Source organism: Streptomyces sp. NBC_00510, assembly GCA_036013505.1.
Taxonomy (GTDB): domain Bacteria; phylum Actinomycetota; class Actinomycetes; order Streptomycetales; family Streptomycetaceae; genus Actinacidiphila.
On the sequence record CP107851.1, the window covers coordinates 2,427,155 to 2,451,183 of the forward strand.

14 protein-coding genes and 3 pseudogenes are annotated in these 24,029 nt (G+C 69.1%); 8 read left to right on the forward strand and 9 right to left on the reverse strand.

Annotation, left to right across the window (positions count from 1 at the left end):
- Positions 1-112 precede the first annotated feature (112 nt).
- The gene (locus OG937_10765) at positions 113-5,290 is read right to left on the reverse strand and encodes a relaxase domain-containing protein (GenBank protein ID WUD72136.1); all 5,178 of its coding nucleotides are present in this window, start codon (positions 5,288-5,290) and stop codon (positions 113-115) included.
- 346 nt (positions 5,291-5,636) lie between these two features.
- Here OG937_10765 and OG937_10770 point away from each other — a divergent pair.
- Together OG937_10770 and OG937_10775 are read left to right on the forward strand one after the other, a co-directional pair.
- Positions 5,637-6,224: pseudogene (locus tag OG937_10770) on the forward strand (transposase).
- Between the two features lie 202 nt (positions 6,225-6,426).
- A complete protein-coding gene (locus OG937_10775) occupies positions 6,427-6,792 on the forward strand; it encodes a transposase (GenBank protein WUD78702.1) in 366 nt (121 codons plus the stop codon).
- A 76-nt stretch (positions 6,793-6,868) separates the two neighbouring features.
- Here OG937_10775 and OG937_10780 read toward each other — a convergent pair whose 3' ends face one another.
- The 4 genes from OG937_10780 to OG937_10795 all read right to left on the reverse strand — a co-directional run bounded on the left by OG937_10780 (position 6,869) and on the right by OG937_10795 (position 12,458).
- Positions 6,869-7,342: a hypothetical protein gene (locus OG937_10780; GenBank protein WUD72137.1), complete on the reverse strand. Its 474-nt coding sequence runs from the start codon at positions 7,340-7,342 to the stop codon at positions 6,869-6,871.
- 800 nt (positions 7,343-8,142) lie between these two features.
- The gene (locus tag OG937_10785; GenBank protein WUD72138.1) at positions 8,143-11,646 is read right to left on the reverse strand and encodes a CHAT domain-containing protein; all 3,504 of its coding nucleotides are present in this window, start codon (positions 11,644-11,646) and stop codon (positions 8,143-8,145) included.
- 18 nt (positions 11,647-11,664) lie between these two features.
- Positions 11,665-11,829: a hypothetical protein gene (locus OG937_10790; protein WUD72139.1), complete on the reverse strand. Its 165-nt coding sequence runs from the start codon at positions 11,827-11,829 to the stop codon at positions 11,665-11,667.
- Positions 11,829-12,458 carry a DUF6338 family protein gene (locus OG937_10795; protein WUD72140.1) on the reverse strand — a complete coding sequence of 210 codons (630 nt, stop codon included), beginning with the start codon at positions 12,456-12,458 and terminating at the stop codon, positions 11,829-11,831. The genes OG937_10790 and OG937_10795 overlap by 1 nt, the downstream gene beginning before the upstream one ends.
- 764 nt (positions 12,459-13,222) lie before the next feature.
- Here OG937_10795 and OG937_10800 point away from each other — a divergent pair.
- The 3 genes from OG937_10800 (at position 13,223) to OG937_10810 (ending at position 16,808) form a co-directional block, all read left to right on the forward strand.
- Positions 13,223-13,615 carry a hypothetical protein gene (locus OG937_10800; protein WUD72141.1) on the forward strand — a complete coding sequence of 131 codons (393 nt, stop codon included), beginning with the start codon at positions 13,223-13,225 and terminating at the stop codon, positions 13,613-13,615.
- A gap of 702 nt (positions 13,616-14,317) precedes the next feature.
- Complete coding sequence (locus tag OG937_10805; protein WUD72142.1) at positions 14,318-15,610, forward strand: hypothetical protein; 1,293 nt, start codon at positions 14,318-14,320, stop codon at positions 15,608-15,610.
- Between the two features lie 985 nt (positions 15,611-16,595).
- Positions 16,596-16,808, forward strand: coding sequence for a hypothetical protein (locus tag OG937_10810; protein WUD72143.1), 213 nt, complete (start codon positions 16,596-16,598; stop codon positions 16,806-16,808).
- A gap of 619 nt (positions 16,809-17,427) precedes the next feature.
- Here OG937_10810 and OG937_10815 read toward each other — a convergent pair.
- Positions 17,428-17,607: pseudogene (locus OG937_10815) on the reverse strand (DUF1772 domain-containing protein).
- Positions 17,608-17,871: 264 nt separating this feature from the next.
- Between OG937_10815 and OG937_10820 the strand changes: the two are divergent.
- Positions 17,872-18,183: a transposase gene (locus OG937_10820; GenBank protein WUD72144.1), complete on the forward strand. Its 312-nt coding sequence runs from the start codon at positions 17,872-17,874 to the stop codon at positions 18,181-18,183.
- A 202-nt stretch (positions 18,184-18,385) separates the two neighbouring features.
- Here the strand turns inward: OG937_10820 and OG937_10825 are convergent, their stop codons facing one another.
- The 3 genes and pseudogenes from OG937_10825 to OG937_10835 all read right to left on the reverse strand — a co-directional run bounded on the left by OG937_10825 (position 18,386) and on the right by OG937_10835 (position 20,306).
- A complete protein-coding gene (locus OG937_10825; GenBank protein WUD72145.1) occupies positions 18,386-19,141 on the reverse strand; it encodes a ferredoxin reductase in 756 nt (251 codons plus the stop codon).
- Positions 19,111-19,725: a sulfite oxidase-like oxidoreductase gene (locus OG937_10830; GenBank protein WUD72146.1), complete on the reverse strand. Its 615-nt coding sequence runs from the start codon at positions 19,723-19,725 to the stop codon at positions 19,111-19,113. The genes OG937_10825 and OG937_10830 overlap by 31 nt, the downstream gene beginning before the upstream one ends.
- A gap of 266 nt (positions 19,726-19,991) precedes the next feature.
- Positions 19,992-20,306: pseudogene (locus OG937_10835) on the reverse strand (transposase).
- Positions 20,307-20,592: 286 nt separating this feature from the next.
- Here OG937_10835 and OG937_10840 point away from each other — a divergent pair.
- Together OG937_10840 and OG937_10845 are read left to right on the forward strand one after the other, a co-directional pair.
- Positions 20,593-21,792 (forward strand): MFS transporter, encoded by a 1,200-nt coding sequence (locus OG937_10840; GenBank protein ID WUD72147.1) that lies wholly within the window; start codon positions 20,593-20,595, stop codon positions 21,790-21,792.
- A gap of 503 nt (positions 21,793-22,295) precedes the next feature.
- Positions 22,296-23,654, forward strand: a complete 1,359-nt coding sequence (locus OG937_10845; protein WUD72148.1) for an FAD-binding monooxygenase — start codon at positions 22,296-22,298, stop codon at positions 23,652-23,654.
- Positions 23,655-24,029 lie beyond the last annotated feature (375 nt).

Here is a 24,029-nt window from a genome sequence, read left to right on the forward strand (position 1 = left end):
CATCCCTCACCATGACACCGCAGCCCTCACCTCAACGGCCCGTCCCAAGGCCCACACCCCGGCTTCGGCAGTCGAGGGTGAAGACAACGGCCGGCCAGGCACTGGGCGGGGGTCACAGGTGCCGCCGCGGAACCGGGCGGGTGTCAGACGCCCGCGAGCCGGGTGGTGGACCCGCTAGCCGGGGCGCAGGGGAGGGCTGCTGCGGTGCGGCGGCGCTGCGCCGGCGCAGGGCGTCAAGGCGGGCTTGGATGCGGGATTGGGTGTAAGCGTTGAGGGCGTCGGTGAGGTGGTCCCATTCCCGGCCGTCATCGCCGGTGGGGCGGGGGCCGAGGACGTCCGGGCCGGCGTGGTCGCGGCGCCGCCGGTAGTCCGCGATGGCCGTGATGAGACGAGTGTAGGCATGCTGTTCGCCGGCGTGGTCGCGGCCTGGGGCGGTGATGTTCTCGATCCAGGGTTCGGGAGCGGGCCCGCCGGTGAGAGCGGCGGTCAGGGCACGACGCGCCAACACGGCAGCCTGGACAGCACGGACGGCGTGGGTCACGGTCAGGCCGTCACGGCCGCCCGGGACAGGGGGCGGCTGAGTGAGGTGCGGGGCCCCGGTGGGAGCCGGGCCAGCCGGTGGACTGACAGGCGGTACGGGGGGTGGGGGCGGCACCACCGGGGCCGCAACCTTCGGTGGCGGGATAGGGCCGGGGCCAGCAGGCGGTACGGGCAGTACGGGGGGTGGGGGCGGCACCACCGGGGCCGCAACCTTCGGTGGCGGGATAGGGCCGGGGCCAGCAGGCGGTACGGGCAGTACGCGGGGTGCGGGCAGTGCGGGCGGCACCACCAAGGCGAGCACGCCCGGTGGTTGGGTGCGGGCGGGAAGCCGGGCGGGGGTCAGAGCGCGGATGCGGGAGGTCATGGCGTCCCAGGCCGCGGCGTCGGCTGGGTCGGTGGGGCGGGGGCCGAGACCGGGAACGGTGGTGATGGCGTGGCGGGTGCGCCACAGCTCGGTCAGGGCGCAGGTCAGCTCCCAGGCGGTGCGGCGTTCAATGGAGTCGGCGGGCGGGGGCGGGCCCAGCGGCCGGGCCCAGGTGGGGGGCGCCCCGGCCAGGGTGCGGCCGCGCTGGGCCAGGGCCCAGGTCAGGATGCGGTGGCGTTCGGTCAGGTGGCGGCGCCAGTGGCCAGGGGTGCCGGGGTGGTCCTGCGCGGTGCGGTCGGCGACCCAGTCGGGCAGGTCGGCCGGGTGCCAGGGCCGCTGCGCGCGCCGGTCTGGCAGCCCCGCGCGGCGGCTCAGTTCGGCGTGGAAGGCGTCGCTGAGCGCATCGGCCCCGGCAAGAACGGTCCGGGCGTGCCGCAGCCGCTGATCGGTGTCGAAGGCGCGGGCGCTGTGGTGGCGGCGTATCGCGGCCAGCGAGGACTGCGACAGGCGGGGCGTGTGCTCACGTTGCCGGTCCTCGCGCGCCGCGTCCAGCCATGGCAGAGCACGGCGCAGGGCGTCCTCGGCGGTCAGCGCGGCAACGGTGTTCGAGGCGGCCGGCGACAGGTGGGTGCCGGTGCGTTCGGCATCCCGGCAGACGGCGCGGACGACCGTCAGGTGGGTGTCCAGTTCGGTGCGGGCCAGCGGACCGTAGGGACGGTGCGGCCAGGCCGCATGGGTACGGCCGCTGCCGGTGGTGACCGGGACCGGCAGCATGCCGGCGGCGGCTTCGGCGGCCTGCAGTTCACTGCGGGCCGCCGCACGCAAAGATGCGGCCCTGGCCATGAGCGCGTGCAGCCGGTACGACGGCACCACGGCCAGCCCAGCCGCAGCCGAGGAGGCGGAAACGGCCACTGGGGCCGCCGAAGCGGCGGCTGGGGCCTGCCCGGCCGGACCCGTCACACCCGCCTGCCCGGCCCGCGCGGCACGCGCCAGGCGGAGCAGGCGCCCGGCGAGGCCCGCGCCGCCCGCGGAGCCTCCACCATCCTCCGTGGAGTCCCGGACGTCGTCGGTGCTGTCCGGGCCGTCGCCGGTGGTGTTCGAGCCGTCGTCGGTGCTGTCCGGGCCGTCGCCGGTGGTGCTCGGGCCGGGTGTGATGGCCTGCGCGAGCAGGCCGGGCAGGTCGGATCCAGCGCGTTCGGCATCCAGCAGCGCGCGGGTCAGGGCGGGGAAGGTGTCCGCGGCCAGGACCACGGCGGCCCGGTCCGCGCCCAGGGCCTGCTCCAGCACGGCCGTCAGGCGGGCGGTGGTGGCCATGGCGGCGGCGTCCGCGTACTGCGCGGCCAGCGTGGCCGGGTCGATGGCTCGCTGCTGCAGTTCGGCGGTGGTCTCGGTCGCCGACACCTGCGTGCCGCGCCGGGCCGCGATCGTCTCCAGCACCCCCGCAACGTCCTGGCCGTCATAATCCAGGGCCAGGTAGAGGCGGTTCGTGTGCCGGCCGCGGGTCAGCTGGACGTAGACACCCTCACGAGCCGAGGCGGGCGTGGCCAGGGCGTGGGAGGTGTCGACGGTCATGCCCTGGGCGCGGTGGATGGTGGAGGCGTAGCCGAGCTCGCAGTACGCGGCCACATAGCCGGCCGGCAGCCGCAGACGGCCGCGATGGATCGTGTGACGGACAATCAGCGCACCGTCGGGCTCGACGGTCTGGACGGTCCAGGTGTCGCCGTTCTTCACAAAATCGCGGGCGCCACGCACGATCCGGCGGCGGTCGTTGCGGCGCGTGACCACGATGTCGCCGGCATACGCGCGCAGCCCCCCACGCAGGACGGCTGCGGGTCCGGCCGTAACAGTGCCGCGGGAAAGATGCCAGACCTGCGCCCGGGCGTTGAGCGCGGAAACGGTGGCGGTGTCGGCGGCCGTCATCACCGTGCTGCGCCGGGCCACGGTGTCTTTGGCCCACGCGTCGAGCACGGCCTGCTGCATCGCACCAGGGGTGCCGGCGGTGATCCGGCCCCGCCCCCGGTACCAGGCGAGCACCTGCTCCGGGCGGTCGTCGTCGCGTAAGACCAGCGACGCGTCGGCCTCACCGTCGGTGCGGAAGCGGTGCAGGCGGTCCAGTTCGACCACTCCCCCGCACGAGGCGATCAGGCGCAGCGCGCCGCCGGACTCGACCGCGGCCAACTGGCGCGGGTCGCCCAGCAGCCGCACCACCGCCCCGGCCGCGGCGGCATCGGCCACCACCCGGTCCAGCAGGCGGGTACCGGCCGCACCGGCCTCGTCGACCACGACCACATCACCCGGCCCCAGACCGAAATCCTCCCCCACCAGGTGGCCCTGGGCGGCCCGCTCACGCCCGCGCAGCCAGGAATGCAGGGTGTGCGCGGACCGCTCGAGGTCGGTGCCCAATACGGCGGCGGCGCAGGCGGAAGGCGCCAGCGGGACCAGCCGGCCGCCCGTCGCGTCCACCGCGCGAGCCAGCAGCCGCATCGCGCTGGTCTTCCCCGACCCGGCCGGCCCGATACCCGCCAGCAGCAGCCTGTCCGAGGTCGCGAAAGCCGCGGCCAGCTCACGCTGCCCGGCATCCAGCCCGCCACCGTGCTCCTCGGCCACCCGGGCGAAAATCTCCCGGCCGACCGGCGCCACCACACCCCTGCCGGCTGCGGCCACCAGCCGCTCTTCGGCCGCCAGCAGCGAGGCGGTGGTGTAGGTCCGCGACCCGATCCCTCGGTAGGCGCTCTCGCCGTCCGCGCGGGTCAGCTCAGGCAGCCCGGGGTGAAGATCGGGCGGAGTCAACTCCACACACTCCGCCCCGGCCAGCGCCCGGTCGGCGATCGCATCAGCGACACCAGGCGGCGCGGTCGCCCCCGCCAGCGTCCGCATGAGATACCGGCGGGCCTCCGCCAGCACATGCCGACGACGGAACGTCGTGCGGTACGCGGACACTTCCGCGAGCACCACCGCCGCCGCCCCCACCACATCCACCTCCACCACACCGTCACCACCCGCCCCTACGACCTCCGCCCCCGTACCGGGAGCTTGTTCACCGGCGGCGCCGGAAGCCCCTTCCGGGTCGGCAGCCATCCCGGCGGCTGCCCCACCGGCGCCGCGCGCAGTGGCTGCCTCACCGGCGGTGCGGGCGGCGGTCTGCGCCGCCCGCACAACGCCGTCCACCGTCGCCTGGTCCGTGGCCGCGATCGCCCGCCGCCGCCAGCCGGCCAGCAGATCGTCCAGCGACCGCGCTGTTCGCTTGGCCTGTTTCGTGGAGACCCGCGCCCGCTCCTGCAGCCCCTTGCGGGCAGCCAGACCGGGCTGCCGGCCATGACGGTGCCGGTAGTCCGCCTCCAGTTCCTCAACCACCTCCCGTATCGCTGTCCCGCGTTGTGAGAACAGCTGCCGCAGCCGCACGTCGATGCCCACGACCTGCATCACCGGGCGCTGCCCGGCCGTCACTTCCACCGGCTCGGTCCGCAACCCCAACCGCCCACAGAGCAGCTCCAGGGCCCGCTGATTGAACAGCTCCGACGCTGAAACGACCTCCCGGTACAACAGGCGGGCATCGAGGTTCTGCCACTTCCCGTCAGGGCCCAGAACGCGGGGGCTGATCACGACATGCTCGTGCAGCATCGGATCCCCAGCCCGGGACTCGTAGTGCAGATACACCGTCGCCAGCACACCGGGCCTCGCCCGCAGCTGTGCCTTCCCGCCGGTCCCTCTCCGCACCGCCAGCGCATGGTCCTCGATCCACGCGACCGTCTCGGTCCTGGCCTGCTGCAGTACCTCCAGCACGACCTGGCGCACCTGCTCGTCGCCCAGCGCGAACAGCAGCGACAGCTCCTCGCTGGAAAACGTCAGGTCATACCCGGTACGCGCCTGGCGCTGCTTTCCGGTGCGAGAGGCCAGGAACCGGGCGAGTTCCTTCCCGTCATCCGGCGCCCGCCGGTACTCGGCGCGGAACGCCTGCGCTGCAACCTGCATCTTCAGGTTCTTCGTTTCGGCCCCGGTCAGCGGCCGGCACAACTGCTCACTCTCGTGCTGCAGCACCTGCTCGATCTGACGGTCCAGCGGGGTCCCTTCGGCAAGCTCCGGTAGCGCAGGGCCCAGCTTCGCCGCATCCCACGCCCGCTTCTTCGACGCGCCGGCCCGTGTTTCGCGCGTCAGGATCGCCTCGGCGTCCGGGTGCATCCCCAGCCCGAACAACGCCCGCATCTGCGGCTCGCTCACCTCACCGGCAAGCCCCAGCACCGCCGCACCCCGCCCATGCCACCGCCCCACCGGCACCCCGGGCGTGCTCGAGGACACCGCCACCCCACCACCGCACGCCCCATCGCACTTGGCGATATTGCGCCGGTAATAGGGGTAGTTCCCCGCGGAAATGCCCTTCACCGTCATGCCCACCCCGCCACGGCATCACAGCAAACACCCCCCGCTACGGCCCAGCCCGCCAGCCTCCCCCACCCCGGAAAACAATCACGCATGGCGTGCCGCACGACGGGACCGGCCTCACCCGCCGCCACCCCGACCGCCACAGTGCTAGAGGTGCGAACGACACCCACCCGCACCAGCCGGGGATCACCCCGCCACCCCAACCGTCGGCATCCATCACCACACAAGCCACCCCGCCGGCAAGCCCCTTACAGCGGCCAGCCCCGCCCCCGGGCACCACGCCCGACACGAGCGCATGCCCCACAACCACAGCAGGACCAGGCGCCAAACGCGAGCGGCCCATCGGTGGACGAACCCAGAAGCTGACCGGCTCCGCGAGGTCTTCCGCGGTGATTACGCGAGTCAGCCACAACTGGTCGAAGTGGCACTCGGCAAGCAGGCCTTCGCCCTCCTGCGGCAGTTGGAAGCCGCCTGCCTCGCTGCTGACGAGCTCGCCGAGGCGGGCGACGAGTCTTTTGTCCAACACCCGGATTCCAAAGTCCTCTTGAGCTTCCCCGGTCTCGGGGTCCAGCTCGGCGCCCGGGTGCTGGCCGAGATCGGCGATGACCGCCAGCGCTTCGCAGACGCACGTGGCATGAAGGCCTATGCGGGCTCTGCCCCCGTCACCCGCGCGTCCGGGAAGAAACACCACGTCGGGCGGCGCATGGTCAAAAACGACCGGCTTAACCATGCCGGCTACCTGTGGGCCTTCTCCGCTCTGCGGTCCTCACCCGGCGCGGACGCCCACTACCGGCGTCGACGTGAGCGAGGAGACTGGCACGCGGCCGCCCAGAGACACCTGTTCAACCGCATGATCGGCCAACTCTACCGGTGCCTTCAGGCAGGCGAACTGTTCGACGAACACATCGCCTTCCCCCGCGAACTGACCTCAGCGGCTTGACGACTTGGGATCGTGAGATGTCTACCTCGACCAGCGCTGGCAGGAGGGCTGCACCAACGCGTGGAAACTGTGGGAGGAGCTCTGCGAGCAGGGCTATCCACGCGGCTACAACAGCGTCCGCGACTACGTCAGCCGGGTACTGCGCGGCAAGCCCCAGCCGGTTGGGCCTCGGCCCCCATCCCCCCGTGCCGTCACGCGTTGGATCCTCACGCACCCCGACGCCCTGACCGAAAATGACCGGCTCCAGCTCAAGGCCGCGCTGGCGAACTGCCCTGAGCTGACAACCCTCGTCGAGCACGTGCGCTCTTTCGCCCACATGGTCACCCACCTGCAAGGCGACTATCTCCCGCAGTGGATCGAATCGGCCAGAGCCACAACCGACCTGATCAGTCTCAGCCGGTTCGCCCACCACCTTGAACGCGGCCTCGACGCCGTCACCGCCGGCCTCACACAACCCTGGAACTCGGGTGTCGTGGAGGGACACGTCAACCGCATCAAGATGCTCAAGCGCCAGATGTTTGGCCGCGCAGGGTTCGAACTCCTTCGCAAACGAGTCATATTGGCGTGACCAGGCGTCAGTACATCATATAAAGCAAACAAAAGCCGCAGATCCACTACAAGGCCACGAAGTGCGAGTCGGCGCGTCACTGCTCATCGAGGGATGCCTGCCGGGCAAGGAAGTCCTCGAACGCCGCCCTCTGCTTCGGATTCATGAAGCCTTGGCGGACATTGCGGGCCTTCTCCTGGAGCCAGTGAGCCTCATGGGGGTCCAGTAGCTCGGCGACCACCACGCCTTTGCGAGCAACCGCCGTACGCCCTCCTACGCGACGACGAAAGAGCGTGAACGCGCCGAATTCCTTTGGATGGGCCAGTTCCGGCTCCTCTGCCACAGCCTGGTTCTCGTCTCCAGTTCCACTCGTCGGGTACGCGGCGGGGGCCCAGTGCTCCCAGAGCGCCAGCGTGGCCGCGGGCACCAGCACCGCGCGTTCCGACTCTTCACGCCCCTCCCACATGAACGTGACAGAGACGGGCTCGCCGACCGCCTCGGCCAACCCGAGCACCCTCTCCATCTCATCGTTGATCGGGTAACCCGCCACTACATCAATCTGTATGCCCATGGCGCCTGAGGCTACTGGCCACTTCTGACATGCCAAGCCCACAGCTCCTGCGGCTCGTCGACCACGGCCCACCACGTGTACCGTCCGAAACCGGTAATTTCACCGACTGAGCGCATGCCCGAAGACCGCGACGGAGAGTAACCGCTCCACACAATTTGGGCCAGAGCCCGTTCTCGTGGACAAAGCCAGCAATAAGAGAACGCACGGCCTCCTCGGCGAACACCAATGTTGGGCCGTCCACGAACACCTTGACTATTGCCCCACCGGGGTGGACTGCCACGACACGGTCGAGGAGATCGACCTCCATGCCGTCTGGACCCTCGATCGCCTCCACGGCATCGAAGCCTTGATCGAACAGGGCAAGAGCCCCCGTCCGGTGCAGGGGATCCATCTCCGGCTTTCCCGCAGGAACGGAGGTATCTACGGTCACGACGTACACCACGCCGCTAGCGTGCCAGGCAGACGCGTGCTGCGCGGCAGAGCTCCGAGAACTGCACGTAGCCAGGCGCGCGTTATGTGTGGAGGGCGTCACTGATGAAACCGCACTTCGGCGGTGGCGTACGACTCCGTCAGGTGCAAAACACCGGTCTCGTACGTGGCGGCTGCAGCGCCGAGCACGACCTCGAAGGCCCGTGTGGCGGCGGTCCGCAGCTCGTTCAGCGGCTCTCGGGCCCGAGATCAAAACTGAGCCCACGGCTTGACACAAAGGGGAGCCATGAGCGGATGCCGGTGATAGACAGCTACCGACGCACTTGGCCGAGTCGACTGTGGGCCAACCTCCGATACGACAGAGTGCGTCATCAGGCGCCGGCATGGACGTGTGCGGCCCACACCGAGGGCAGGTTCGGATACTTCGTCCTGAGCTGCCTGACCGTGCGATGGACCGCCGCCGACGCGCACAACGCACCGGATCGATCCGCGATCAACTCGCCGTAGATCTGCTGACTGAAGGCTGGTGCCACGGCGTCGTCGACGCGCCAGAGTGTGCCGACCACCTGGGAAAACCCGGCTATCTGAAAAGCCGCCAACGGGTGGATCGCCTCGTCGGACAGGCGCGCGGTGGTGCGGGCCGTGTCGCAGGCCGACAGGAAAGCGAACTCCGCGTTCCGCAGGCGCAGCCCGGAAATGTCCAACACCCGAAACGGCGTGTGATCGTGGTCGTGCAGCGCGAGGTGGCTGTCCGAAGGGTTGTCCGGGTCGCTGTACCCGTGGCAGGCGAAGTGCGCCCAGCTACTGGCCGGCAATGCGTCGAGAACGGCGTCACGAGTCGCGTCCGCGCCGACCAGGAGCGTGGCGCCGGGTATGAGAGCGGCCAGGTGGTCGGCTTCGGCCTGTGTGCCGGGCAGGTCCGGGGCGTCCGGGGTGTGCGGCATCGCGACCACCAGCAGCCGCGGCTCGTTCCGGTCGTCGCGGCGGCCCGCGCGGGCGTGCTTCAGGGCGCGGATCGTCGGCGTCGTCGAGGAGATGACGCGGTCGAGGAGGACAGGTCCGCCGTCGCGGTGGTGGCCCGCGGCGTGCAGCGGGAGCAGGCTGAGCGATCCGACCGGGGCCCACCAGATCCTTGGCCACGGACCATCCGCCGCCGGTTCCGCCGTCAGCCCCAGTTCGCCCAGCACAGGGCCCACGACGGTGTCCCACAGCCACTCGAGCGTGTCATGGATCGCCTGCTCGGCGATCAGCCGCCCCTCCGTGAACGCGGTGTGCAGAGCGCGTACGCGGTGACTCACGGTCTCTTCGCTCAGACCGTCCAGCGCGCGTGACCGGACCCCGTCCGCAGTGATGATCAGCGCGTCACACCGGTACCGGCTGACGTTGATGTACACGATCGGGCCCTCGTGCGCCTGCGCGGTGAGGTCGGTGAGCAGCGGCGGTTGTAGGAACCGCTTCATCCCGGGCAGCGCACGGATCCGGTCGGTCACCGCGTCGAGCTCGTCGGCGAGCGCCACGCGGTCGCTCGCGGTGTCGGTTTCGAACTCCGCGGTGAGCGTCCGGAAGCGCTCGGCCAGCTCGGGTACCTGCTCGCGCAGACCGGAAAGATCGCTGCGGCTGTCGAGTGCCTGGGCAGCGAGCACGCAGCGCCCGGATTCAAGCAGGGTCACCGCGCTCACCTCGTCGCCGACGGCCAGCGCGCACGCAGCCGCGTCGGCGGCAACCCCGGCGAACCGGCCGAGCCAGTACTGGGCGTCCTGGCGGCCCAGGCGGCGCCCGGCAAGCCGGGGCAGCAGCCGGACCGCGGCGGCGTACCCCTCAGCGGCCACGTCGAACTGCCCCGCCTCGGCTGACAGACCGCCCCACCGGTCCGCCGCTTCCGCCCGACTCGCCGTCGGCGATCCGGCAGACGCCGCGGCCTCCCGATAGCAGCCGAGTGCCTCGGCCAACGCGTCGCCGTCGCCGAGGTGCCGGAAGCCGAGCGCTAGCACGTCGGCGACGCGGGTCAGTGAACTCGCCCGCCAATAGGCGTCCTGCTCGGGCCTCCGCGCCGCACTCCGGGCCAGGCCGACCGCCTCGGCGAGGACCTGCGGATCCGGCGGCTCCCGTCGCGCGACGGCGGGTGCGACGGGGTTCGTGCACCAGTCGCCGAGCGCAGCGGCCAAGCTCGAGGTGTACCGGGGCCAGTGCGGGCTGTCCTCCGCAGTCGCGGCCACGGACGCGCGCCGCGCGGCGATGGCGTCCCGCAACGCGTTCCGGTCGCCGAACTTCTCGTACGCCATCTCCAGCACACCGCCGAGATTGGCCAGCCGCACTGCCCGGTCCGGGTCGCCGTCCGCCGTCACATCCGTGGCCGCGCGGTGCGCGTCGATCGCCTCGTCGAGCACGCTCGCCTCGCCCGTCCTGACGAAACAGTCCGACAGCATGGCGCCAAGGTTGGAGAGCCGCCGGGCCTGCCCGGGGACGAGGCTCGCGCCGAGGCGGACGGACTCCCGCGCGCGGTCGACCGCCTCTGACAGAACCTGCAGTTCGCCGGTCACCCGGAACCGGGTGTGCAGCACGGCGGCGAGGATCTCGAGTACATACGGGTGGCGGTCCTGCCCTGCCGTGACCTCGGCGGCACGGCGAGCAACGTCGATCGCGTCTACGACGTGAGCCAGCTCTCCGGTTGCATGGAACAACGCGTGCAGGTTGACGGCGAGGTTGCCCATGAACTGGACCCGCCGCGGATTCCCCGCGGATGTGCACGCGACCGCCTCCCGCTCGATCACGACGGCCTCCGCGAGCGCGACGCGGTCCCCGAACGCTTCACCGCGGGTGGCCAGCGCCGCAGCGAAGTGGTCCAGCCGCACGCCGCGGCGTGGGTGCCCGGCGGGGGTTGCCGCCGCCACCGAGCGTCCCAGCTCGATCGCCCGCTCGAGCAGGGCCGAGTCCCGGGTCAGCTCGAACTCGGCGGCGTAGCGGCCGCACGCTTCGGCTTCGGTGTCGGCGCGTTCCCAGTCGGGGGTCCCTTTCGGGCGCTCGCCGGTGAGCGCGGCCCAGTCTCGTTCCGCGGTCGTCAACTCGACGAGGTTCTGCGAGTGCCGCGGATCGGTGACCGGGGTGTGGGCCACCAGCGTCTGCCGGACCCGAAGCAGTTCGGACAGATCATCCCGCGCTCCGCGAGCCTGGTAGCGGTCGTCGAGAAGGTACGCAAGGTTCTTCAACCGGTCGAGCACGTCGGACGACCCGGCCGGCGTGAGCTCCACCGCTCGCCGCGCGGCGTCGACAGCCTCCTCCACGACACCGGTCTCCCCGGTCTCATGGGACCAGTCGCGCAGGACCACGGCGAGGAAGTGCAGACTCCTCGCGGTAAGCACGTCATCGGAGGAGCACTCGACGGCGGCCCGCGCGTGCTCCACGGCTTCCGCCAGGGAGGCGAGGTCCTGCGTCACAGTGAACGCCGTCCGCAGCGCGACAATGAGGTTACCCAGGTAGAACGCCTTCTCCGTGGACGGTTCCTCGTCAACGGCCGTCCGGCTCCACTCCAGCGCGTCGGCCAGGGTTCCGCGGTCCTGGTTCTGCCGGAACGCGGTATGCAGCAGCATGCCGATGTTGTTGGCGTAGCTGGCCGAGTCCTCCGGGCTTTCGTATGCCAGGAAGTAAGCCTCCGTGACACTGCGGACGGCTTCCTGCAGGAACTCGAAGTCGCCGGTCTGGTGGTAGCGGGTCTGCAGCAGGCCCCCGAGATTGGACAGGACCAAGCGGCGCTCGGCCACGTCCTCCGCGGCCAGCACGGCACGGCCAAGGTCGATCGCCTTCTCGACCGACGCGGGGTCCGCGCTGTGCCGGGCCACGTGGAACGCCTCCCAGAACCGCTCGGCCAGGCCGTTCACGGGCCCGCCTCCCACCCGTCAGTCCTCGTTGCCGTTCGAGGTGCCAGCCGGGCCGCCAGGCGCCTCATCCGGCTCGGCGACCGTGCGTTTCGGGGTGTAGCCGCGTTCCGCGGCCTCCTGCAGCAGTGCCAACTCTTCAGGCGAAAGATCGGGTTCCGGCGGGGGCACGGGTTCGTGCGCCATTATCGCTCCTCCTCCGGCACGGTCACCGGCTCTCCGGGTTCGACGAACTCCAGCACGTCAAAGTCATCCGCCCGCAGCCGCAGGCCCGCCGTCCCACGCACGCGCGCACCGAACGCCCCGTCGGCACCCATCACGCGCGCCGATTCGAGGTACAGCTCGGCCGGGTGGGGGTACGAGGAGGCGTACGACCGGTTCCCGTACCAGCCGCCCGCCCAGTTGCCGTCCTTGAGCCGCACGCGCACGAAGCATGGTTCGCGGTCGCGGAATGCGTGGTCCCAGGCGCTGGGCGTGCGCAGGAACCGAGCCTTGCGCCGCTGCCGATCCACCAGGGAAACGGTGACCGCCGCCATGGCCGGCACGACGAGGAACAGCACCACGGCGACGAAGCCGACCACTCGCGGCCGGTCCACGAAGCCGTCCCAGCCGCCGCTGGCGCCTCGAGCCAGGCGAACCAGCGCTGGCCCCGCCACCACTGCGTACACAGCGTCCAGCGCGATCGACGCGACGATCGCCCGCAACACCCGCTCACCCAGATCACGCTCACCCGGCACCGGACCACGGCGGCGTTCCCGGACGAACTGATAGGTGACCCCGGGCAGCACCAGAAGGACGAGCAGAGCGAGTTGCACGACGGTCGCAGGCGCCTGCACTCACCACCCCCATGTCTCAGGACTCCGCTCGATCAGGCTACTGGCTTGCGTCTCCACGGTCGGCGGAACACCCCTTTCCGCGGCTACTGCGAGGCAGCGGGCCGGCCTCGGCGACGCCGGTCCGCATGAGCCTGTTGATCTGCGGGACGGGGCTCTGTCCTACGGCCGCGCGGACGTAGCCGACGACGGCTGGGGCCGATGGGGTTCGCCGTAGGGACGACGCGGTCGGCATCGGGTGTCCACCTGCTCATGGTCGGGACGGCCCGGAGGGCGCCATGAGTAGAACGGCAGGCTGCGGTCGCAAGGTTCTTGCTCGACCCAGCAGATCAGTGGGGCGCGTTTGCCGACGGCTTCGACGCCGTCGTCGGGGACGGCCGACACCTGGAAAGTCGGGTGTGTGGCAGCGCCGGCGACCGTCGACGGTGGGTGGGAGCAGGAACGGCCGGGCGAAGACGGCCGTCACGTCCTGATCGAAGTCGGCGTAGAGCAGCCGTGTCAGCTCAAGCCGGGACTCGTGGACGACGTGGTCGCGCTTGGTGGACGATGTTGGAGGGAGGCACTGCATAGATCGAGACCGAGATCAGCACCACGACGAGTGAACGATCAGACGATAGTTCGTCTCGCCGCGCTGTCCTATGGGCCGGACGTGGGTCACGGTCAATGAGAAAGGGACACGCGGCACGCGAACCTACACAAGTGCCCCACCCTCCGTCAGTCCGCTTGACCTTCACCGACATCAACACGTGATCGTGAAGCAGCGGCCCGCCCGTCCGGGAGGCGTAGTGGCGAAAGCGTGCCGCCATCACGCCCGGCCGGGCCAGCTGACGAACGCTGTCCTTCCCCACCCGCACGATCAGCAGCTTCTCCTCAACTTCCCGCGTCATCACCTCGCGAAGTACCTGCAGATGAAGCAACTCGATGACGCGCCTGGTGTGCGGATCCGCCAGCGCCCAGAGGATCTGGATGCTTCCCGGCGGCCGGAAGACGAAGTCGATCGCCATGAACTTCTGCACCCGGTAGCCCAGCCGCGCCGCCCGATCTGCCTTCGCTGGTCAGTCGCCTTCCGCAAGCCGGTCTGTGATCACCTTCTCGGCGCGAGGGTGACGGCCTCGGCCGAACAGATTCATCATCTCTGATTGGGTGACCGCCTCATCGGCGACCAGTCCGACCCACGACAGCGCCCGGCCCAACCACTGTCCCTGTGGCACACCCGCCAGATCCTGCGCCGTGTCCAAAGGCACTCCGGGCGAGCGATGCATGTCTCCGACCACGACGTCCTTCAGGTAATACCTGCACGCCGAGCCATTGCTGACCGGTCTGCACGAAATCATGCGCCCAGCCCAGCAGCGCGCGAGCCGACAGCACGTGCTCACAGGACCAACTTCCATCGCACGGGAAAAAGCTGACGTCCTTTTCTGGCGCTGTCCCGCACTGCGGGCTGCAGGTCGCTTCCTCACGGCGCATCGTGACGGCGGCGTCATGCGAACACCGGCAGAGCTCCGGTACCCCGGCATGAAGCCGTGCCCCAGCCCGCCTGTGGGCACCAGCACGGCCCATCACCAGCCGGGGACCACCCAAGGCTGCGCATTCATTCCCGCCGGACGGAACAGCCAGGCAATCCACCGTTCACCCCCTTGGCACGACCGACCCCGCTCAGCCCCGTGATCCCCGACGCGGTGCCAGCGTCCTGATCAGGCTCCCGTACCTCGGCCGCCCAGCCCTGTCACCTGCGCCTGCAGCAAGCGCGGGGCTTCCCTTCCATGCACCAACAACGCCGGCGGCCGCCAGTGCGCACCGCCGGCGACGTTGCCTCACGCGCCGCGGAGGGCGCGCCACTTTTGAAGATCCAGCACGCCCTCGTCCACCACCAGGACACACCGGCAGACGACACCACCGCCACAACCCCCGCCCCCGCGGCTCACTCGGGCAGCCGCACCACGCAACTCGTCCTCACGCAAGCCCACCAGGAGATACCCACCACGGCCTCCCGCAGCGTGCGGGCACGTGACTTCCTGTCCGCCGCCCAGTGGGCCATTAACGAAGGAGTGCACCCCCAAGCGAACGAAACGACCCTGCGGGTCGCGCAATCCCTGGCCGGCGACATGAACCCAAACGGGCACGTCCTCTACGGCCGCGACCGCCGTGCAGCCCTCCTCGGCCTCGACAAACGCCGCCTCGCAGAGCACGTCCAATACCTGCGTGAACTCGGGCTCCTGGTATGGGTCGAACACGGCAGCCGCAAGAACACGCGCCGCAAATCCGGGCGTCCGGGATGGTCCGGCACCGCCACCATCTACGCAGCCACCGCTCCCCCAGCCTGGGACCAGGCCATGGGCCACCGCATCTGCGGGCACGGCTACACCGCCCGCCTGATCGGCTACACCCCCCAGGGCCGCGCCCGCGCCATCGCCGAGGCCGGCGCCCGCAAGCACACCGCAGCACGCACCACCGATTGCACCCCTTCCCGTAAGCAGTACCCCAAGAGACAGAAAGCTCAGGTAGACGAGAAGAACAACTACACCGGCAAGCCGGAACGACGCGCTCCACGCACCACATCGTTCACGCCGGCGCAGACCGCCCACAGCATCGCCATCGCCGCCTGGATCCGGCCCCGCGTCCCCTGGACGCAAGGCGAGCACCTGCGACGCCTCGCCTACGCCCTGCGCCCGTTGATCACAGCCGGCCTGACCCGGCACGACATCGCGGCGGAACTGCACTCCTGGTGGCTCACCTGGCGCCCCCACGCCCCCGCCGCCTACATCACCCGCCACCTTCGCGATGCCGCCACACCCCCAGCGCCCCACCAGCCGGAACAGCCGGAACAGCCGGAACAGACACACATCACCAGCCCACCAGGGGTTCCACCCAACGCGGCATTCCGCGACGCCCTGGCCAAAATCAAAAGCACAACACCACCACAGCGCCGGCCAGGCCCCGACGGCAACGCCAGCGCACCCCTGACCGAGGAACCCACGCACCGCATCCACGCCAGGATCCTCGCCTCGCTCGCCCAAGCCGACGCCGCCCTCAACCGGCGCACGCCACTGCAGTGCCAAACGCTCGCGCAATGGGAGACCCAGCTCGACACCAGCCTCCGCACCAACTGGCGGGAAACTCACCCATGCCCATGAACGGCACCCCCGCCAGACCCGGCTCGCCGTGCGCACAACCGTCAAGCCTGCGTTGTCTCCCCACGCGACGGACCGTTCACGAGTCGGTCTGACCAGTGCGGATGCGACGGGTTGGAGATCGTTTCCCGTTCGTGAGCTGATCGTTTTCCATCATTGCCGCAGCTGGGGATGATGGTGTGGTGACGGGCATCGAGGACGACCATCTGAAGGTCCATTTCGGGCTGGAGGTGGACCCGGCCGGCTGGCCGCCGGCAAGCGTGGAGAGCTTGTGGGCGCCGTAGGCCTGGTAGTGGACAACGTCACCGACGACTGGCCTGCCGCCCATCGCTCACCCCCAGGTGTGCTGCGACGTGGTCGTGGACGGGCGACAGGTCAGCGACGAGCTCGAACGTGACCGCTCCGTCGGGCGTACGTCTCCCTGCTCCTTCAGGATCCGGAGCGTGACCGGGGCGCGAAGCTCGGCCTCGCAGGCCGGGCGCTCCGCCAGGTAGGCGCCGAACGCGGTCATCAGGCGCCCGGCCTCGGCGGCCAGGACAGTTGCCGTTCTGGTCGCCGAGGTGTCGGGAGGTCGCCCAGGACAGGTCGGGGCCGTCGAGGTGGACGTGGAGGCTGCAGGCGGCCTGGGGGGTGTCGCCCCAGACGCGGACGATGACCGCGGGGTACTGCCAGCCGGCCCAGACAGGATTGCCGCGGGCACCGGTCTCGTCCCGCTGGCGGGCGATAGCGCGGACGTCATCGGCCGACAGGCGGTACCGCACGACGCTGCCGATCGTCGGTGCCGGAGACGGAGTCGGGGGATGAAAGATCGCAGGCTCGGACACGAGGGTTTCTCCTGGGCCGTTGGCCGGGCGCGGCAAGGCAAGTGGGAAAGCGGCCGCCGACGTGGTGGCGGGATGGGAGCTGGGGAGAGTGGTGGCAGGAAAGCGGGCGGGGCCATGCCACACTCAGGAGCCCGGTTGGCGGGCGTGCTGACTCGGGAGTGCGCATGGATCCGCGCTTGAGAAAACTTGGCGACGGCCTAATCACCTGCATCGCACTAACTTGGTTCGGCCACCAGGCCATATGGGGCGAGGGGGTGCTGCGGATGCTTTCCGCCCTCATGTTCGTAGCAGGCGCAGTGGCGACTGCACACAACATCATCGACTACATCCGCCCTCGGCCGAAGCGGCGCCGATCCCGTGAGCAGGACGACGTTTGAAGTGCCCGTACTGCCGTTGGCCTACCCCGAGTTGGTGATGCTTACCGGGACGGCACCTATCCAGTGACGGCATACGCGTCCGCGGCCGATGAGGCGGCTGCAACCCCTCCGCAGTGGACCCAGAGCGAGGGGCTGTACACCAACGACGCTTTGGCCCGCTGCCCGGTGGCTCGTTCCCTCGAGGGCCATCCCCGCATCCGCACGGCGGGGTTTCCGGGCAGCGGGAGTCTTGGATGTCCGTCGCCGGGCTGCGACCCTCGGCGCCTTCCGACGACGGACGGTCCCCGATCTACGGCCGGGGCACTGACCGCGGATCGGAGTCGGTGGTGGCTACGCCTCGCGGCTGCTGCTCGAACTCGCAGGGCGCGGTGTAGCCGAACGGCGTCGGCGGGGGCGCGGGTGAGGGTGCGGTGGCGGCGAACAGGCGCAGGGCTGCGGCCGCGAAGCGGCGGAGATCGCAGAGCCCACCCGCCTGACCGCCCAATTCCTGCCGGGAACAGCCGACATCCAACCCCTGGATGGAACCACCCCCGCAGGCCCAGCGAGCAGGCGCCCTGCACCGGCTACCGCCCGGCCCAATGAGGGGCGTGCGCCGCCAACGCGGTGCCGGCCCGCGGGCTCATCCCAGAGCGGCGACCAGCAGGGCGAAGGCGGCGATGATGGCGACGACGCAGACGTACTGGTAGCGGTCCCAGCGGTTCATCTGCTCCTACCAGTCGGCGGGCCGGTTCTCAGGCATCCACGTCTTACCCCGGTTGTTGATCGGGACGAGCAGCAGGATCGACATGATCACGCATACCCCGGCGCCGGTACCCCCGCCCGCTGCCGCAGACCGGGACACCACACGATCGCGTCGACCCAACCGCCGGACGCACCTCTGGCACTATCCACCCACCCACGGCCCCCGGCAAACGACCCGGCCCCGACACGAGCAGAAAACCCGAACCGGCTTCTCCCCTCCGCCGTGCCACCAACCAAGGCCCTGTGTCCGCCGGCACCCGCCCCGGGGCGCACCGGCCGTTTGTCGCTCAGCCCGGCACGCGGGTGGTCGAGGATTTCCAGCATGGACAGCGTGAGCAAGAAGAAGCCACGCCTTCGCCGCCCGTTCACGCCGGAGTTCAAGGCCGAGAGCGTCGAGCTGTGCCGACCCGGGGATCGCTCGGTCGGTCAGGTCGCCAAGGACTTCGACCTGACCGACACCGCGGTGCGGGACTCGGTCAAGCAGGCCGAGGTCGACACAGGCGAACGGGACGGCCTGACCAGCAGTGAGCGTGAGGAGCTGGCCGCGCTGCGCCGGGCGAATCGGCGGCTGCGGGGGGACCCGGAGGTCCTCAAGCTGGCCACGGCTTTCTGCACGTCAATGTCAGGCTGTTAGCGATCGGTGGGTGAACGTCGGCGCGGTGCCATTACCAGGACGCGATCCGGGGTCGTGAAGGTGGACCCGCAGCCGGGCACCACCTCCTACACGGCCTCAGCCAGTGCGGGTAGTGCCAGCTGCGGTCACGTCCCAAGCGAAGCCCTTCGTATGGGAGCCGCCAGGGCGTCGCCGGGTGTCGTCGAGAGGTACTGCAGCAAGGTCAGCCTCTGTTGGGTCCGAAGCGTTCGGTGCGGACGAGTGCAGGGGCGTGGCCGAGGCCGACAAGCTCGTCGGCCGCGTACTCGACGAAGCCGGCCGGCCCGCATACATAGACGGTCGGCTCGAAGTCGGGCGGCCAGCCCGCCGCCTCGAGGTCCTCGGCACGCAGTCGGCCCGGTGGACGCCGTGAACCCTCAGGGGCGGTCCGTGTGTAGACGTATGTCACGACCAACCCAGGCTCCGTGTGCTGCAGTTCGGTCTGGTAAAGCCGGTCCTCGGGGGTTCGTACCGAGTAGATCAGCCGGAATGGCGCCCGGCCGCCGACAGCACGGCGTGCGCGGATCATCGCCATCAGCGGCACCAGTCCTGAGCCGCCCGCGACCAGGAGCACCGGCTCGGTCTGTTCCGGGCGCCACACGAACCATCCGCCGATCGGCCCACGCAGTTCCACCGAGTCACCGGAACGGAATACGTCGACCAGATACGGCGACACTTCCCCGTCCGTGACGCGTTGGACGGTCAGCTCGACCTGCTCCGATCCTGGTGCGGAGGCGATCGAGTAGCTTCGTTGGGTGCTGTAGCCGTCGGCTGCCGTCAGCCGCACATCCACGTGCTGACCGGCCAGATGGCCGGGCCATTCGGGGGCGTCCAGGACCAGGGTGCTCGCCGCCGGTGTCTCCTGCCGGCGCTCGGACAGCGTGGCTGTTCTCCAGCGCAGCCGGTCGTTTAGTCGCCTTGGTACCGTTGTTCGCGCCATGGGTCTCCGTAGTCGTGATAGCCGGCGCTCTCCCAGAACCCCGGTTCGTCCTCCAGAAGAAGTTGGATCCCGCGCACCCACTTCGCCGACTTCCACAGGTAGAGGTGCGGCACAACGAGCCGGGCCGGTCCTCCGTGCTCTGGCGGCAAATCCTCGCCGTCGTAGCCGTAGGTGATCCACGCCTGGCCGTCCAGCAAGTCCTCCAGAGGAAGGTTTGTCGTGTAGCCGCCGTAAGCGTGGATCAGTGCGTACTCCGCGGCCGTCTCGACATCCGTGAGAAGGAGATCCAGCGAGACGCCCTGCCAGTCGGTGTCGAACTTCGACCACTTGGTGACGCAGTGCAGGTCGACCGTGGGCCGTTCGGAGGGCAGGCTCATTAGGTCCGCCCAAGACCAGGTGTGCTCGGCGCCCGTTTCGGTCGTCACCGTGAACCGCCAGGTGTCGCGGCTGACGCGGGGCGTGGGGCCGGCGGAGAGCACCGGGAAGTCGTAAACCTCAAACTGTCCCGGCGGCAGCCGCCTGCCGGGGTTCCGCGGCCGTCCTTGGAAGCCGGGTGAGAAGGTCCGTCTTTTGTCGACGGTCATGCTGAACCTCATTTGTGAGGTCAGGGAAGATGCTCGGGTCACGTCCGATGTAGTGGTGTTCGGCAGGCAGGACGGTGCCGCCGGCTTCTGACTCGTTCGGGTGGAGGGGCTCTGGCGAGGGGGTCGCGGCCCATGCAGCCGCGGACGCGGTCCACTCGTCGTTCTGTTCGGCCAGGATGGCCCCGCCCAGGGCGGATCACGGCGGTGCGGTCCAGGAAGATGCCGGCGAGTGTTCAGTCCCTGCCGCATCAAGGCTTGCTGCGGCAGGCGTCGGGCTGTTCGAAGACCGTTCGCAGCAGCGTGGCCACCCATGGCTGGGTCGGCTTCGGGACCTGTGAGAGCAGGCCGCGGGCCGATCAGCGAGCGCAGGAACGCCAGCCGGCCGGCGCCGTCCTCGACGGTGGCGACATCCAGGCCACGGATCTCGCGGTGCCCGCCGACGTCGACGCAGACCGTGATCAGCGTGGATGTTGATGGTCCGACCGCCCTCTCGGACCTTCTGGGTGAGTGCGTCGCCAGACGAACGCATACGGGCCGACGTCCAGCGGCCGGTTTCGGAACGCGGCGACCTGCTCGTCCAACAAATGAGGCTGCAGGCCGGTTCGACCAGGCCCCGATGGAGATCGCTGCGATCTTTCGGTCTGAAGTCACGTTCCCAGAATCGGCAACGATGTTTGCAGGCATCAGCGAGGGGAGCTGAACATGCAGGTCGGAGTACTGCTGCCGGGTTCCCCTCAAGGGGTTCCGGAGTGGCATTTCGACTCGTTCTGATCTACCGGGAAAGCGGATCCCGGGACTCATTCACTGGAAAGGGAACGCGTGACAGCGTCAACGAAAAAGGTGTTGCGCCGCGCTCAAGCCGGGACCGTGCTGATTGCCTTCGGTACCGGTTTCACTGGACCGTTTCTCTTCGTGTACGTTGCTCACGTTCGGCGACTGGGCGATGCGGTAGCTGGAGTGGCGTCCGGTTCCTTCGCCGTGGCTGCACTCTGCCTTCTGCCGTTGATCGGTAGGCTCATCGACCGCCGAGGACCGGCACGCGTGCTGGCAGCCGGCGCCTTTACGACTGCCGTGGGCGCGTTGTTGTTCGGCCACGTCACTTCTGCGGTTGAGGCGATTGCGGCGTCGGCCATGATGGGCGCCGGCGTCTCCGCGATTCAGCCCTCCAACGCGACGTTGGTGATGCTCGCTTCGACGCCACAGACGCGAGCGCGGGCATTCGCGACCCAAGCCTTCATCATCAACCTGGGCCTGGGCGCCGGCGCACTGGTCGGAGGTGCCACAGTTGATTTGGGGCGCCCGGAGACTTTTACGACTCTATTCACCGTGGAAGCCGTTCTTTATCTGGCTCTGAGTCTGTTGACCGTGACCATCCGCACTGGCGCAGTCACCCCTGAGTCCTCACTCCGCCGGGAAAATCCGACTCGGGACGGCCTGAGGATTGTTTTCGCGGACCGGGCGATGCTGTGTTTGTGTGTTCTAGGCGGGGTTATATTCTTCGCCGGTTATGGGCAGATTTCGTCAGGTCTTCCTGCTTATGCGACCGAAGCGGCCCACGTTCAGCCGCTGACTCTCGGTATCGCGGAAGCAGCCAATACCGGCGTCATCGTCGTTGCACAGTTCCTCGTCCTTCGCACGGTGAATCGGATGCCACGAACCCGAGCGATACAGGCAACTGGGATCATCTGGACGGTGGCTTGGCTGACTGCCGGTCTGGCTGGTCTACTGCATGCCAGCGCAGTGACAGCTACCGTCCTCGTCGTCGCAACGTATGGCATCTTTGGGTTCGGTGAGACGCTGCTCTCCCCCACCCTGTCCCCGATCATCGCCGATCTCGCTCCCGAGGATCGGATGGGAATGTACAACTCGGCTTTCGCCCTGGTGAAGCAGGTGGCCCTGGCAAGCGGCCCTGCGATCGCCGGCCTGATAGTCGGCTCTGGCTTCTACAGCTTTTACATAGTGCTCCTTGCGAGTTGTTCCATCTGGGTCGTCTACATAGCGAAGACACTGAAGCGGCATCTCGCGCCCCTTCACGACAATCTTCAAGAAGCACCCGTTAATCTGTGATGGCCTGGCCAATCCCTGCTCACGCCGGTCAGAGGCACTTCCCCTGCTTCCTGATCACCTGCTGGACAGCCCACTCCGTGAAAGCGCGAGGCTAGTAGGCGGTTTCGTTTCGACCGGTCGGTCGCTGCTCCTGATGTGCCGAACGACACGGCAGCGGACACGGATCGAGCCGTGCAGCGGGCATCACGGCGCTGACGGCCCAGGCCGATGCCGACAAAGACCTGCCCCACGCCGTGCTGGTGGACGCCGCCATGTGCGCGCTCACCAGTACGCAGCCGGGGCCCCGAAGGGCCCCGGCCGGCGAACCCGCCAAGAACGTCGGATCCCGCACTGCGAACATTCCAAGATGGCGCACTGATTCTATTCTCACCCGCTCGCGGCAGCTAGAGTCAGGTCGACTTTTGTTAAATTCTGCCCAGTCAAAACTTCTCACTGCTGAGCAATGCTGGCAGAGCTCTGGAGAGAAATGCAGTGAAACTGAGAAATGAGGAACGAGCAACACCATGCACACGCGACAGGGATGCGCCATCGTCATCGGAGCGTCGATCGCCGGACTCGTCGCAGCGCGCGCACTGAGTGACTCATTCGAGAAGGTCATCGTCCTCGACCGCGATGATCTTCCCGCTGAGCCGACCGTGCGTATTGGAGTGCCTCAGGGGCGCCAGGTGCACGGCCTGCTCGCCGGTGGACGCGACGTGTTCGAGGACCTGTTCCCCGGCTTCACACACCAGTTGGCCAGGGCCGGCGCTCTTCATGGCGACGTGCAAGAGGATTTCCACTGGTATTTCGATGGCCGCCTGCTCAGACCTGGGCATTCGGGTATGACCGGCGTCGGAGCCAGTCGTGTTCTGCTCGAGCACACACTGCGCGCGCAGACCAGCGCGCTCCCCGGGGTTACCGTACGAGATCACGCGACAGTCACGGGACTGCGGACCGACCGCGAGCGTACACGGGTGACGGGCGTCCGCGTCCGATACGGGCAAACGCGCGATGAAGTGGTTGTGCAGGGGGATCTGGTCGTCGATGCGTCCGGCCGAGGTTCCCACACTCCGGCCTGGTTCGCTGAACTCGGTTACCCCCGGCCGAAGGAGGAGAGGGTCCGGACAGGCATCACCTACGTCTCGCGTCTGTACCGGCGTGAACCCCAGTTCATCGGCGGGCGTCTGCTGGGCGTTTCGGTGGCACCCTATCCAGGGCAGCTGCGCAGCGGCTTTGTGCTCGCACAGGAAGCCAACCAGCTCATAGTGTCCGTGGGTGGCTGGGCGGGTACCCAACCGCCGTTGGATTCAGACGGCATGGCGTCCTATGCCGACGAACTTGCCTCGCCTGAAGTGGCGGAGGTCATCCGGCACGGCACGCCACTTGGTGATGCGGTCAAAATGCGGTTCCCTGCAAGCGTACGCCGCCACTATTCGCCACTGGAAAATACCCCAGCCGGCTATCTCGTCATGGGTGACGCCCTGTGCAGCTTGAATCCCCTTTTCGGGCAGGGAATGTCAGTGGCAGCACTGCAGGGGCGGTCATTGCTGGAACTCCTACGGGACGGACGGGATGACATCGAGCGCAGGTTCTCAGAGGCAGCTTCCGAGATCGCCGGACGGTGCTGGGGTCTCGCCCTGTCAGCAGAGCTTCGGTTCCCGGAAGTGGAGGGAATCCGAACCAGTTTCATGATGGAAGCAGGACAGTACTCGGACGCACTGCGGACAGCTGCTGCTGAGGACGCCGAGTTGGCTACTTCTTTCTTGCGTGTGACCAACCTCATCGATGAACCGATTCGCCTGTACGAGCCTGGAATACGCGCGCGCATACTGGCGCATGGCGGGGGTCGTCCCAGGCCGCGGACCTCACTGCCTTTCCAGTGAGCTGCCAGGCCCGTCGGTACCGACGGGTCAAGCCGATCTCGCCGCGGGAAGGCGGGAGCCCCGGCGGCCGCGTCCCCGGCCTTTCACCCGGAGGCCGGAAAAGCGCCGGCGAGCCGGTTTCCGGGGCACGGTGGCGCCAGGTCGGCACGCGCGTTCTATGGGGCGGCGACGGGCCCGGGGATAGTGGGAGCGGTGCTGTCGGCCGTGTGGTCGGCGGGCCGGCCATGCCCTGCTCGTGGTCCGGCGCGGCCGTCTCCGGACCGGGCTCACGTCGGGATCGGGGCAGGCGCAGGCGGACAGCGGCCGCGCCGCCCGCGCCCGCCCCGTGGCGGAGCCCCCTCGCCCCCTGATGCTGGAAGGACGCAATGGCAGCCT